Source organism: uncultured Thiohalocapsa sp. (assembly GCF_913063425.1).
Classification (GTDB): domain Bacteria; phylum Pseudomonadota; class Gammaproteobacteria; order Chromatiales; family Chromatiaceae; genus Thiohalocapsa.
The window spans coordinates 1-12,555 of record NZ_CAJXYK010000083.1; the positions used below are offsets into that span (position 1 = coordinate 1).

General features: G+C 67.4%; 12 protein-coding genes. 6 read left to right on the top strand and 6 right to left on the bottom strand.

All coding sequences use genetic code 11. From position 1 onward, the window contains the following. Nucleotides 1-328 precede the first annotated feature (328 nt). Complete coding sequence (locus QZ607_RS24680) at nt 329-1,753, top strand: IS1380 family transposase (protein WP_295888572.1); 1,425 nt, start codon at nt 329-331, stop codon at nt 1,751-1,753. 244 nt (nt 1,754-1,997) lie between these two features. On the opposite strand, the gene QZ607_RS24685 is transcribed toward QZ607_RS24680, so the two are convergent. Continuing rightward, the gene (locus tag QZ607_RS24685; RefSeq protein WP_295888574.1) at nt 1,998-3,113 is read right to left on the bottom strand and encodes an ELM1/GtrOC1 family putative glycosyltransferase; all 1,116 of its coding nucleotides are present in this window, start codon (nt 3,111-3,113) and stop codon (nt 1,998-2,000) included. Nucleotides 3,114-3,183: 70 nt separating this feature from the next. Between QZ607_RS24685 and QZ607_RS24690 the strand changes: the two genes are divergently transcribed. Genes QZ607_RS24690 through QZ607_RS24705 form a run of 4 tightly spaced genes read left to right on the top strand, consistent with a single transcriptional unit; the run spans nt 3,184 to nt 6,841 of the window. Continuing rightward, on the top strand, nt 3,184-3,426 hold the full coding sequence (locus QZ607_RS24690; RefSeq protein WP_295888578.1) for an acyl carrier protein: 243 nt from the start codon (nt 3,184-3,186) through the stop codon (nt 3,424-3,426). 52 nt (nt 3,427-3,478) lie between these two features. Continuing rightward, nucleotides 3,479-4,678, top strand: a complete 1,200-nt coding sequence (locus tag QZ607_RS24695) for an aminotransferase class I/II-fold pyridoxal phosphate-dependent enzyme (protein WP_295888581.1) — start codon at nt 3,479-3,481, stop codon at nt 4,676-4,678. Further along, a complete protein-coding gene (murA, locus tag QZ607_RS24700) occupies nt 4,678-5,931 on the top strand; it encodes a UDP-N-acetylglucosamine 1-carboxyvinyltransferase (protein ID WP_295888584.1) in 1,254 nt (417 codons plus the stop codon). The genes QZ607_RS24695 and murA overlap by 1 nt, the downstream gene beginning before the upstream one ends. A 16-nt stretch (nt 5,932-5,947) precedes the next feature. Then, a complete protein-coding gene (locus tag QZ607_RS24705) occupies nt 5,948-6,841 on the top strand; it encodes a metallophosphoesterase (protein WP_295888586.1) in 894 nt (297 codons plus the stop codon). A gap of 129 nt (nt 6,842-6,970) precedes the next feature. On the opposite strand, the gene QZ607_RS24710 is transcribed toward QZ607_RS24705, so the two are convergent. From QZ607_RS24710 to QZ607_RS24730, 5 genes are all read right to left on the bottom strand, one after another. Then, complete coding sequence (locus QZ607_RS24710; protein WP_295888589.1) at nt 6,971-7,537, bottom strand: PIN domain-containing protein; 567 nt, start codon at nt 7,535-7,537, stop codon at nt 6,971-6,973. A 6-nt stretch (nt 7,538-7,543) separates the two neighbouring features. Then, complete coding sequence (locus tag QZ607_RS24715) at nt 7,544-7,996, bottom strand: helix-turn-helix domain-containing protein (RefSeq protein ID WP_295888592.1); 453 nt, start codon at nt 7,994-7,996, stop codon at nt 7,544-7,546. Between the two features lie 116 nt (nt 7,997-8,112). Continuing rightward, nucleotides 8,113-9,453: an aspartate aminotransferase family protein gene (locus QZ607_RS24720; protein WP_295888595.1), complete on the bottom strand. Its 1,341-nt coding sequence runs from the start codon at nt 9,451-9,453 to the stop codon at nt 8,113-8,115. Between the two features lie 115 nt (nt 9,454-9,568). After that, nucleotides 9,569-10,342 (bottom strand): nucleotidyltransferase family protein, encoded by a 774-nt coding sequence (locus tag QZ607_RS24725; RefSeq protein WP_295888598.1) that lies wholly within the window; start codon nt 10,340-10,342, stop codon nt 9,569-9,571. Between the two features lie 32 nt (nt 10,343-10,374). After that, nucleotides 10,375-11,475 carry an N-acetyltransferase gene (locus QZ607_RS24730; protein WP_295888600.1) on the bottom strand — a complete coding sequence of 367 codons (1,101 nt, stop codon included), beginning with the start codon at nt 11,473-11,475 and terminating at the stop codon, nt 10,375-10,377. Nucleotides 11,476-11,935: 460 nt separating this feature from the next. On the opposite strand from QZ607_RS24730, the gene QZ607_RS24735 reads away from it, so the two are divergent. Next, a partial coding sequence (locus QZ607_RS24735) for an AMP-binding protein (protein ID WP_295888602.1) occupies nt 11,936-12,555 on the top strand: 620 nt, incomplete at its 3' end.

A 12,555-nucleotide genomic window follows, 5' to 3' on the forward strand; every position in this document is an offset into this window, starting at 1 on the left:
CTTGTCCGGGCTACATTGGCACCGGCCCCAACAGGAAGCTCACCAGGGCATTCCGGGGCGGTAATCCCTGACGCTAGAGAAAGGCCAGCTCCGCGACGCAGTGAAGTCAGGTGGTAACCAATCCACGTATATCAGCATGATCCACCGTCGCAATCTGCTGGACAGGTCCTGAGCCAAGGTGCTTGAGAGAACGAATAGTTGAATCCAGGTATTGACAGGTCAAAACATATCAGCCCGTAAATCTCACCGATAGAATGGAAATAGGCCTCTGTCTGTTGCATAAAGTAAGAGCTGACAGGCACTTACGAAGCAACAAGAGCAGAGGCCTATGAATACAGAGTGTAATCCCACGCAGTTGGAATTTCACGCGTTGGGAAGGCAAGAGGTAGTAGGCCGTTTCGACGGCGGCCGCATCACCTCCGACGGGGGCGGCCTGCTCCTTCGCGAGGTGGATCACCGACTGGGGCTGCTCCGTCGCTTGGCCACCTGTTTCACCGATTACCGCAATCCCAACAGCGTCGAGCACGACGTGTACTCTCTGGTCGCGCAGCGGGTCTATGGCCTGGCACTGGGCTATGAAGATCTTAACGATCACGATGCATTGCGCGCAGACAGTGTGCTGGCGCTGCTGGTGGGCAAGCGGGATCTGACGGGTGAGGGCCGGGACCGGGAACGCGATCGTGGGTACCCGCTGGCAGGGTCGAGTACCCTGAACCGCCTCGAACTCGGTACGCCGGGGGCGGCTGCGAGTGATCGCTACAAGAAGATCGCGGCCAATCCAGAGGTCCTCGACGGGCTGCTGGTGGATCTGTTCCTCGAGTCGCACGAGGCGCCGCCACGGGAGATCTGGCTGGACCTGGATGCGACCGATGATCCGCTGCACGGTCATCAGGAAGGTCGCTTCTTCCACGGGTACTACCGGTGTTACTGCTACCTGCCGCTGTACATCTTCTGCGGTGAGCACCTGCTGTGTGCCCGGTTGCGCCCGTCGAATCAGGATGGCGCCGCCGGCAGTGTTGAAGAACTCGAGCGGATCGTCACGCAGATCCGGGCTCGGTGGCCGAAGACACGAATCGTGATCCGCGGCGACTCCGGATTCTGCCGGGACGCCATCATGAGCTGGTGCGAGGAGCACAACGTGGGCTATGTGCTGGGACTGGCACGCAACAAGCGCCTGCATCGAGCGCTGGGTAGCGCGATGCACGAAGCGCGTGAAGAGCATGAGCGCACGGGCAAAGCGGCGCGGCGGTTCCGAGACTTCCGCTATCGCACTCGCACATCCTGGTCCTGCGAACGGCGGGTGGTGGGCAAGGCGGAAGTGCTACCGGGCAAGGAGAACCCCCGCTTCGTCGTGACCAATCTGGCCGTGAGCCGCGCCGGTGCCCGGCGCCTCTATGAACAGCTGTATTGCGTGCGCGGTGCGATGGAGAACCGGATCAAGGAGCAGCAGCTCGGCCTCTTTGCCGATCGCACGAGTACCGCGACGATGCGGGCCAATCAGCTGCGGCTGTACTTCTCGTCGTTCGCCTACGTCCGGATGTACGGCCTGCGTCGTCTCGGGCTCAAAGACACCCGGCATGAGAAAGCCCAGTGCACGACGATCCGGCTAAAGCTGTTGAAGATCGGTGCCCGCATCCGGATCTCGGTGCGCAAGGTCTGGCTCTCGTTCTCGGAGACGTATCCCTACGCCAACGACATCGCGCAAATCCTGGCGAACATCCGGCGCTATCCAGCCTGGGCGCCTCCAGGCTGAACCTGCAACGGCTTACAACACCGTAACGTCAGGCTGGCTGGCGGAGTTCGCCTCGCCCGACAGACACTGAAACCCTTAAAAACGACATGCTGTGAGGCTCTGGAACCTCGTAAACCACGGCATCGGGCCCTCGCCAGGGCCTGCCCCGCTTCTCATCGGCGAAAACCTTCCAGCTAACGCGAAAGCAAGACCCAAAAACCGGCCCGGGTTCAAATCGGTGAGCGAAACGGGCTAGGGGCCCGTGCTACGCCCGCTGCTCTGAAACCACTTCACAGATGCGCGCCACGGCGCGCTCGAGGTCGGCGGAGCGGGCCGCAGCCGGTACGCCGGGCGCTGCGACCACCGGGCCCACGTCTTCCAGCCACTCGGCGCGACCCGCCTCAACCAGCGCCCGGTGCACCAGGGTGATGTCCCGACTGAGCGGCTGCGGGAACCAGCGCATGAGCAGGCGGTACAGCGCCGCGCCGAGGCGCGGATCCACCGGGCCTGTCGCCGCCGCCGCTGCGCCCGCATCGCGGCGCATACCGCCGAGGTCGAACAGCGCCGCGGGCCGGCCGGTGCCGCAGGCCTCCGACAGCATGGCGATACTGTCGCCGGTGACCACGAAGGCATCGGCGAGAGCGAGGATGCCCGCATAAGGGTTGTCGGGGGACGCGCCGTAGCGGTGCAGGAAATGCGGACAGGTGTGCACGCCGCCGCTGCCGGACAGGCCCCGCTCCAGCACCTCGGTCACCGTCGGGCGTGTGCGGGCACTCGTCGTCACCAGCAGTGAGCCGCCGCAGTCGCGGGCCCGGGCCACCGCCTGCTCCAGCAAACGCGACGCGGCGCGCTTGCCCAGGGTGTAGGGGCCGCTGTCGCCACCGACGAGCACGCCGATCCAGGGCCGGGGCAGCGGGGCGAAACGCGACGCCCAGGTCTCGCCGGCGCGTTGCAGGCGCTGACCCTCCAGGCCGTGCACCGTGAGTTCGTTGTGCAGCACCCGCGGGTGCGCCGGCACCCGGTACTGGGGCGTGGTGACCAGCAGGTCGAAGTCGTCGAGGCTGCCCCAGGGTTTACCCACGTGCACATAGCATGTGAGGCCGCCCGACGCCTCGCGCAGCCAGCGCCCCAGAGGCTCGTTGCGCACCCCCGCAGTGATCACGAGGCCCGGCCAGGGCGCCGCGAAAACGCGGCGGGAGCGGCGGCGCAGGCCGGCGAGGGAGGTCCGCCGGAACAGGTGCGGCCAGGGCGCCCAGGACCGGTACTCGGGGGTGATCGTCTCCAGCGGCCACCCCAGGGCAGCTGCGGTCCCCTCGGCGAGGGCGCGCACCTGCCCGCGCTCACCGGCCCGGTACGCGTCGATCAACCAAATGGCTGGCATTGGGGGGAGTCCATGGGTATAGTGCGCCGGAATCTAGCGCCTGGGCGGCGCCCGCGCAAGGAGGACGGCCGTGGCCGATTACCAGAGCTGCCTCGCGTTCCTGTGTGAACTGCTGCAGAAGTACAACCGTAAGCGGGTGATGATCAACGAGAACACGGGCCTGGTCGCCGACCTGGGTTTGAGTTCCCTCGAGGTCATGGAGGTCATCGAGCAGATCGAGGACCACTACGACATCTCGATACCGCTTAACATCCTGCCGGACGTCAACACCGTGGCGGACCTCGCGCAGAAGATCCGCGACCTCAACCCCTGAGCCGCCCGGCGCCCCCTCACTCCATCGAGGGCATCACAGCGAGGGCAAGCACATGCTCCTGGACAAATTCAAGGAAATGGCGGCGTTCCAGGCGGAGCTCCGCGACCGCAGGCTGAAGGCCTTCGGCGCCGTCACCGACGAGATCGTCTCGGCGACCGAGGGCGTCGTCGAGGGCCGCCGGGTCATCCTGGCCGGCACCAACAACTACCTCGGCCTGTCCGCGGACCCGCGCTGCATCGAGGCGTCCCGGGCGGCGGCCAGCCGCTGGGGCACCGGCACCACCGGCTCGCGCCTCGCCAACGGCAGCTTCGCCGAGCACCAGGCCCTCGAGGCGGAACTGGCCGCCTTCTACGGTGTCGGCCACGCGATCTGCTTCTCTACCGGTTATGCCGCGACCATGGGTACCTGCGCGACCCTCGCCGGCCCCGGCGACGTCATCCTCCTCGACGCGGACAGCCACTCGAGCATCTATTCGGGGGTCAAGCTCTCCGGGGCGGAGGTCATCCGCTACCGGCACAGCGACACCGCCGACCTCGCCAAGCGCCTGCGCCGCCTCGGCGACCGGGCGGCGAACACGCTCATCGTCGCCGAGGGCATCTACAGCATGCTCGGTGACATCGCCCCGCTCGCCGAGATTGCCGAGCTCAAGCGCGAATACGGCGCCATGCTGCTGGTCGACGAGGCGCACTCCCTCGGCGTGCTCGGCGAGCGCGGCCGTGGCGCGGCGGAGGCCGCGGGCGTGGAAGACGCGGTGGACTTCACCGTGGGCACCTTCTCGAAGAGCCTCGGCGGTATCGGCGGCTTCTGCGTCAGCCCGCACGCGGAACTCGAGGACGTGCGCTACTGCATTCGCGCCTACATCTTCACCGCGTCGTCCACACCCTCGGTCGTCGCCTCGACGCGCCGGGCACTGCAGATCCTGCGCGACGAGCCGCAGCTGCGCGAGCGCCTCTGGGACAACGCGCGGCGTCTCTACGACGGGCTCAAGGCCCTCGGGCTGGCCGTCGGGCCGACGCCGAGCCCGGTCGTCGCCGTCGAGTTTTCCGACCGCGAGGCGGCCATGGCGGCCTGGCAGCAGCTCTTCGACAACGGCGTCTACGTCAACCTCGTGGTACCGCCGGCCTCGCCGAGCACCAATTACCTGCTGCGCAACAGCATGAGCGCGGCCCACAGTACCGAGCAGGTCGACCGGATCATCGACGCCTACCGCGGCCTCATCGATGCGGGACTCGTCACCCCCGACGCCGCCTGATGGACCGCCTCCTCATCACCGGCAACGGCCCCCTCGCCGGCGAGGTGGCCATCGCCGGTGCCAAGAACGCCGCGCTCCCGGTCCTGGCCGCGGGTCTCCTCGGCAGCACGCCGCTCAGCGTGAGCAATGTGCCCGCCGTGCGCGACATCGACACCGCCCTGAAACTCCTCGAGCTCCTCGGCTGCCGTATCGAGCGCGACGGCGCCAGCGTGCAGATTGACGCTGCTGCCGTGCACAGCGTGCGCGCCCCCTACGAGCTGGTGAAGACCATGCGCGGCGCCATCCTCCTCCTCGGCCCGCTCCTCGCCCGCTTCGGCAGCGCCGACGTGTCCCTGCCCGGCGGCTGTGCCATCGGCTCCCGGCCCGTCAACGAGCACATCGAGGGGCTGCGCGCCATGGGCGCCGCTATCCGCATCGAGAGCGGCTATATCAAGGCCGAGGCTGCACGCCTCCGTGGCTGCCACTACGCCTTCGACGTGCCCTCGGTCACGGGCACGGAGAACCTCATGATGGCCGCTGCCCTCGCAGACGGCGAAACCGTGCTTGAAAACGCCGCCATGGAGCCGGAGATCGGCGATCTCGCGCGGCTGCTGACGGCCATGGGCGCGCGCATCGAAGGCGCGGGCTCCAGCGTGGTGCGCATCGAAGGCCGGCCGGCGCTGACCGGCGCCAGCCACCGGGTACCCCCGGACCGCATCGAGACGGGCACCTTCCTCGCCGCCGCGGCCGCCACCCGCGGCAGCGTCACGCTGCGCAGCACGGACCCCTCCTTCCTTCAGCACGTGCTCACCAAGCTGCAGGCAAGCGGGCTGGACATCAGCTGGGGCGATGACTGGATCACCCTGGACAGCGGCGGCCGCCGCTGCCGGGCCATGCATATCTCGACCGCACCCTACCCGGGCTTCCCCACGGACCTGCAGGCCCAGTTCATGGCGGTTAACGCCCTGGCGGAGGGCAGCGCGACGGTCGTTGAGAACATCTTCGAGAACCGCTTCATGCACGTGGCGGAGCTGAAGCGCATGGGTGCGAGCATTGACCTGCAGGGCAACACAGCCATCGTCCAGGGCAGGGAGCGGCTGCAGGGAGCACCGGTGATGGCGACCGACCTGCGCGCCTCCGCGGGCCTCGTCATCGCCGCCCTCGCCGCCGACGGCGAAACCACCATCGACCGGGTCTATCACCTGGACCGCGGCTACGCCGGCATCGACGACAAGCTGGCGTCCCTCGGCGGCATTATCCGCCGTATCCACTGAGCGGCGCGCCGCCCCCGTGACCCGGGACTTCATCCACCTTTCCGACCTGCACCTGACGTCCCTCGCCGGGGTGTCGGCGCGGGAACTGTTCTCCAAGCGCTTCCTCGGTTACCTCTCCTGGCGCCGCCGCCGGCGCCTGGAGCACCGGCGGGAGCGCCTCGACGCACTGGTCGCCGATTTCGCCGATGCAGGCGCCCCTGATATCGTGATCACCGGCGATCTCACCCACATCGGCCTGGAGCGCGAGTTTCAGGCGGCCGCTGAATGGCTCGCCACCCTGGCACCGCCGGAACGGATCGCCCTGGTGCCCGGCAACCACGACGCCACGGTGCCCGCGAGCCTCGACTACCAGGCGCGCTACTGGGGCGACTACCTGGCCGGGGACGACGGCCCCGGCTACCCCACGCTGCGGGTGCGCGGCGACCTTGCCTTCATCGGCCTCGACAGCGCCGTGGCCACCGCGCCCGGGCTGGCCAGCGGACGCGTCGACGGCGCGCAGCTCGCCCGCCTGCCCGCCCTGCTCGCCGCATGCCGGGCGCGCGGCCTGTTCCGGGTGGTGTACCTGCATCACTGCCCGCTCGCCGGTGTAGACTCGCGGCGCAAGCACCTGGTGAACCACGCGGCGGTGGCCGGGACGATCGCCGCCGGCGGCGCGGAGCTGATCCTGCACGGCCACGGCCACCGGGATCAGCGCCACGAGCTGGAAACCGTGGACGGCGTGGCCCCGGTCATCGCGGCACCCTCGGCCTCCGCGGCGGGCCGCGGCGACAAGCCGGCGGCGGCCTATCACCGCTTCGCGGTGGCGCGCGAGGAAAACGGCTGGAAGCTCGCCATCACCACCCGCGGCTTTGCGGCGGGGGACGAGGCGGTGACGACGCTGGCGGAGGAGAGCCGGACGCTCAGGCGCTGACCCTGAGCGCGCCATCTCTTCCGGCTCGATCACGTTTTGCCTCAACACCCCACTCCTGCCTCGTAGCCGCAGTTCAACCTTGTATTTCGGGAACGTAACTCCACGAATGCAAGGTAAGCAGGACTAGCGTCAGAGAAACTGCTCGAAAGACCGGAGCCTCGAAACAGTCTGTGGCAGCTGCTGCTTCTGCAGCGTCGCCAGGAAGTCTGATACCGAAAGCGGCGGGTTTCTCAATGCAAGTCGTTGCCGGCGCAACGCTTCGCAACAGACCGCCGGCACCATATCAATTTGGTAATAGGTGAAATCATCCGGGTGCAGTATATCCATGCCCCAGGGTGCCAGTGCATGCGCCGGGAAATCCTTCAGATTAAAAGAAACGATTGCATCGGCATTACATCGGATGGCAGCAGCCAGGACATGCCGATCATGAGGGTCGGGCAAATCCAGCGTATCGATCAAGGGTTCGTAGCCGGTGACCAGCGCATCACGAACATGCAGGTCCATCAGAGCACGCACCTGCTCCAGTTTTTGTCGCTGGTGTTTACCCTGACGGGCTAACGCGGTAATCCATTCGTCATGAATGCGGTCAGTCCAGTGAGCCTTGAAGTGATCTGTGAGCGCGAGTCTTAGCAGAGCATCGCGCAAAGGTGCCGGATACAGGACACACGCGTCGTAGACGACAGTGAACTTCGACACCGCCGCTTAGTAGCCCATGTCATCCTGTTGCGATAGATCGGTCAACCGGTCCAGAGCCTCGAGTCTCTGACGATCGACGCTCTCCTTGTACGCCAGCACATCCTCGAGCCGGACTCGGCGATGCGAACCCACCTTGTGGTAGGGAATCTCTCCTTTCTCAAGGAGCCCTACCACGAAGGGCCTGCTCACATTGAGGAGTGAGGCGGCTTCCTGGGTGCTGAGTTCCTGGTGCCTGGGTATCAGGCTGATGGCATTGCCCTGAGACATTTCCGAAAGCACCGTCAGCAACATTTGCAGGACGTGACCTGGCAGGACCAGTTCGTCCGATTCGCCGTTGCTGCCGCGCAAGGTCATGTGCACTCGGTCGGCATCTGCATATTTGGCCAGGGTTCGGCTGGACGCCTTGGCCTCCTCCATTTCATCGGGAGTCGGCAGGTGAACAACATTGTGTGCCGTCATCATGGATCTCCTTCAGGCGCCAGTGCCCACTGAGCGCGAGCCGAGTATGCACCAAAGGATAGTCGAAATAAACGAAACGGCAACTGAGGAGGCAAAAGGACTTCGATACCTGGGCGTCACCCGTTCTCGCTGAGCGCCTCGCCAAGGGCGCCGACCAGGCGCTCGATCTCTTCCGGCTCGATCACGAAGGGCAGCCCCAGGGCGATGCAGTCGCCGCCGTAGCGGACGTAGAAGCCTTTCTCCCACATGCGCATGGCGATCTCGAAGGGTCGGCGGGTGGGGTCGCCGTTCTTCGGCGCCAGGGTGAGCGCGGCGGCGAAGCCGTAGTTGCGGATATCCTCCACCGCCGGCTTGCCCTTCAGGCCGTGGATCGCGTCCTCGAGCACCGGCGCCAGGGAGGCCACCCGCGCCGGCAGCTTCTCCTTCACCAGCAGATCGAGGGCGGCGAGGCCGGCGGCACAGGCCACCGGGTGTGCGGAGTAGGTGTAGCCGTGGGCGAATTCCAGGGCGTGATCCGGCAGGTCCTGGGCCATGAAGGTGTCGTAGATGGCCTTGCTGGCGATCACCGCACCCATGGGCACCGCGCCGTTCGTCATCTGCTTGGCCACGTTCATGATGTCCGGCACCACGCCGTAGGCCTCCGCGCCGGTCATGGCGCCGCAGCGGCCGAACCCGGTGATCACCTCGTCGAAGATGAGCAGGATGTCGTGGGCGGTGCACAGTTCGCGCAGGCGCTCCAGGTAGCCGACCGGGGGCGGAATGACCCCCGCGGAACCAGCCATGGGCTCGACAATCACGGCGGCTATATTGCTGGCGTCATGCAGGGCGACGAGGTCCGCCAGCTCATCGGCGAGGTGCGCGCCGTGCTCCGGCATGCCGCGGGAGAAGCGGTTCTCCGGCAGCAGCGTGTGCCGCAGGTGGTCCGCCTCGACCGCCTGGCCGAACATCTTGCGGTTGGCGCCGATGCCGCCCACGGAGATACCGCCGAAGTTCACCCCGTGGTAGCCCTTGATGCGGCCGATGAGCCGGGTCTTTTCCGGACGCCCTTTCGCCCGCCAGTAGGCCCGGGCCATCTTCAGAGACGTGTCGGCGGACTCGGAGCCCGAGTTGGTAAAGAAGACGTAGTCGAGGCCGGCGGGCGTCAGCCCCTTCAGCACATTGGCGAGCTCGAAGGAGAGCGGCTGACCGAACTGGAAGCCCGGTGAATAATCGAGGGTCTTCAGCTGCCGGTAGACGGCCTCGGCAATCTCCGGCCGGTTGTGGCCGAGGCCGCAGGTCCAGAGCCCGGAGAGGCCGTCCATGATGCGCCGGCCCCGGTCGTCGATGTAGTAGATGCCCTCGGCCCCGACGATCATGCGCGGGTCGTCCTTGAACTGGCGGTTGCCCGTGTAGGGCATCCAGTGGGCCTCGAGTTCTGCCCGGGTCAGGGCCGGGCGCGTGTTGGGTACCGAGGTCATGGGCGGGCCTCCCGCAGAATTTTCGCCGTGTCGCCCAAGCGTAGCGCATGCGCGCGCCCGCGGGCACTACTACTCCGGGGGGATGTCCGTGAGGGCCGGGGCTGTCCCCGGCGCCTCAGCGGTCGATAGTGGTCTTGACGAGATCGAGATCGGCGATGGAATCGACGTCGATAGCCGCATTGGCGTAGGGCAGGACCACGGCGCGGATGCGCAGGCCGAGGCGCTTGCCCAGCTTGGCGAGCGCCTCCTCCAGCGGCAGGATGCCCAGCCGGTAGCGGATCACCGCCCACCAGCCGAGCATGCCGATGACCCGCAGGGGCTTCTTGCGCTGCTGCTCGATCTTGCGCCAGAAGGCGGCGATCTGGCGCCCCTCGGGGGTGAGGAAGGCGAACAGGTTGCAACCGCAGAACTCGCCATCGCTGAAGCGAAGCACCGTCTTGCGGATGCCCGGGTAGCCCTCGAGCACCACGGCGTGCGGCGCGAGGCCCACGGTCACGTCGACGTCGTCCGCCAGGCTCTGCCGGGCAAAGGCATCGACGATTTCCGCGGTGAGCAGCGGATGGTCCGCAGTGGTGAGCAGTACCGGCTCCTCCGGCGGTATCTCCTGCATCACCTCGTAGGCGCTGGTGCTCGGGGACATGCGCGGCGGCTGCCACTCGACCGCCGCGCCGTCGAGGTAAGACACCAGGGCCGGCGCCCGGTCCACCGCCTCCCGCTCCGGGCCGGCGAGCACCACGCGGCGGATGGCGCGGGCCTCGCCGAGGGCGCGCAGCACGCGCAGCACCATGGGTTCACCGCCGAGGTCCAGCAGTGCCTTGGCGCCGGCGCCGGAGCGCTCCACCAGGGCATCGCTTTTGCTGCGGTCGCCGGCGAGGACGACGGCGGTCATGGGATCTTGGCCGGGGTCGAAGGGCATGGGGCTCAGAGGTCCTTTTCGTAGACGCGGTAGCGCTTGTACGCCTCGCCGCCGATGGTTTCGATGATGTTGCGCATGCCGGCATTGTCCTCGAGGATCCAGCCCATCTCCACCTCCGTCACGCCGCGGCCGTGCAGCGCCTGGCGCACCGCGTCGATGATCATGAAGGCCACGGTGGGCCCGAGCCGGGAGTGCTGGTAGGCCTGGGTCACCCCCATGAGGGGGATCCGCGCCGAGGACACACCGCTGACCTTGAGGCGCCAGAGAAAGCGGAGCCAGCCGAAGGGCAGCAGCCGGCCGTCGAGGTCGCGGGCGGCTTCGTTCAGGTTGGGCAGGGCGACGATGAAGGCGACCGGTTCGCCGTCGACCTCGGCAAACTGGATGTAGTCCTCGGGCAGGAGTTTGGCCAGCGTACTCACCGTATCGGCCCAGGCGGCGGGGTCCAGCGGCGCGAAGCCCCAGTTGTTGGCCCAGGCGTCGTCGAAGATGCGGCGCATGGTCTCGGCTTCCTGCGCCAGGTCGCGGCGGCGCAGGCTGCGGATGGTCACCCGGCGGGAGGCGCGTTCGGCGAGCCGCGTCATGACCTTCGGGGCTTCGAAGTCCGGCCGCGTGCGGTAGGCGAGCAGGTCCTTCACGCCGGTAAAGCCCGCCGCACGAAGCGCCGCGTCGTACCAGGGTTTGCCGTGGCCCATGAGCACGACCGGCGGAGTGTCGAAGCCCTCCACCAGCAGCCCGACTTCCTCGTTGATATGCAGGTTCAAGGGCCCGCGCACCCGCGTCTTTCCTGCGGCGCGCAGCCAGTCCGAGGCCGCCGCGACGAGCGGGCCGACCGCATCGGGCCGATCGGCCTCGAGCATGCCGAAGTAGCCGAGCGACGGATCGCGCTCCAGGCGGTCGACCTGCGCGGTGATGCGGCCCACCGGGCGATCGCCGGCGAGGGCCAGCCAGCCCTGCCAACGGGCGTGCGCGGCATAGGGGCTCTTCGGCGAGAAACGCTGGCGCTGCTCGAAGGCCAGGGGCGGAATAAAGCAGGGATCGTCAGCGTAGAGCTGGCGCGGCAGGTCGATAAAGCGGCGGAGGTCGCGGGGGCCCGCCAGGGGCACCACGGTCAGGGACCGGTCATCTGCCTGTCTCTGCTCGCTCACACGCCTCTCCCTGTCGCCCGCTGTCCACCGGCCCCGCCGGGCCGAGGCGGCGAGTATACCCGCCAGCGCCACGAATTGCCGCCGGCCCCGGAACTTTCCCGGCAGCGGTGTTGTCAGAGGCTCTTATCGCGTTGCCGCCGGTGTTTGCCGGCGGCTCGAGAGGGGGCTGCCGGGCCGGGGGAAAGCCGCCGGAGAAGTTCAAGTAGAGCTTCCCCGGAACGAGATAGGTTATTGACTGGCTTGGTATTATTTCCTGTTTCCGCGCCGTCGCGGAATGCTACCATGGCCTCCCGAAACGAAGTGTTATGACGCTGTGCTCCCGCGGGAACGCAGCGGCAGAGGGATATTGCGGCAGCACGCCCCGCCGGCGCCCGCACCACGGCGCTGCGAGACGGAGTCAAGACCGAAGGGAGACGGATCGTTGCACATTTCATCCACACCCACCGAACAATCGCTGCCATTCCGGCCGGCCGACTTCGCCACGCTGACGGAGGCCCTGGACTACGCCGCGCAGGGTGAAACCGGCTGCAACTTCTTCAATGGCCGCGGCCGCATCTATGACCGTCTCACCTACCGTGAACTGCGTGCGCAGGCGCGGGAACTCGCCCGGCAGCTCCTCGGCCTGGGCCTCTCCCAGGGCGATCGCGTCGCGCTCGTCGCTGAGACCGACCCGCACTTCGTCCGCTTCTTCTACGCCTGCCAGTACGCCGGCCTGATTCCCGTCGCCCTGCCCGCCTCCGTGAAAATCGGCGCGCACGAGGCCTACGTTGCCCAGCTGCACCGCCTCCTCGAGGCCAGCGATGCCGACGTCGCCGTCGCCTCCGAGGGCTATCTCGGCTTCCTCGAGGAAGCGAGCGAGGGCCTGTCGGTGCGCATGGTCGCCACCCCGGACGCGTTCTATGCCCTGGACGTACCGGCCATCGACCTGCCGCAGGTCGCGGCCGGCGACATCGCTTACCTGCAGTACACCTCCGGGAGTACCCGCTTCCCGCGCGGCGTGATCATCCGCCACGAGACCGCGATGGCCAACCTGCACGGCAT

What these genes read in the sequence shown, in the direction of transcription:
- QZ607_RS24680 (WP_295888572.1), top strand. Translation starts at nt 329, where the DNA reads ATGAATACAGAGTGTAATCCCACGCAGTTGGAATTTCACGCGTTGGGA.
- QZ607_RS24725 (WP_295888598.1), bottom strand. Translation starts at nt 10,342, where the DNA reads ATGACCGCCGTCGTCCTCGCCGGCGACCGCAGCAAAAGCGATGCCCTG.
- QZ607_RS24695 (WP_295888581.1), top strand. Translation starts at nt 3,479, where the DNA reads ATGCTCCTGGACAAATTCAAGGAAATGGCGGCGTTCCAGGCGGAGCTC.
- murA (WP_295888584.1), top strand. Translation starts at nt 4,678, where the DNA reads ATGGACCGCCTCCTCATCACCGGCAACGGCCCCCTCGCCGGCGAGGTG.
- QZ607_RS24685 (WP_295888574.1), bottom strand. Translation starts at nt 3,113, where the DNA reads ATGCCAGCCATTTGGTTGATCGACGCGTACCGGGCCGGTGAGCGCGGG.
- QZ607_RS24720 (WP_295888595.1), bottom strand. Translation starts at nt 9,453, where the DNA reads ATGACCTCGGTACCCAACACGCGCCCGGCCCTGACCCGGGCAGAACTC.
- QZ607_RS24715 (WP_295888592.1), bottom strand. Translation starts at nt 7,996, where the DNA reads ATGACGGCACACAATGTTGTTCACCTGCCGACTCCCGATGAAATGGAG.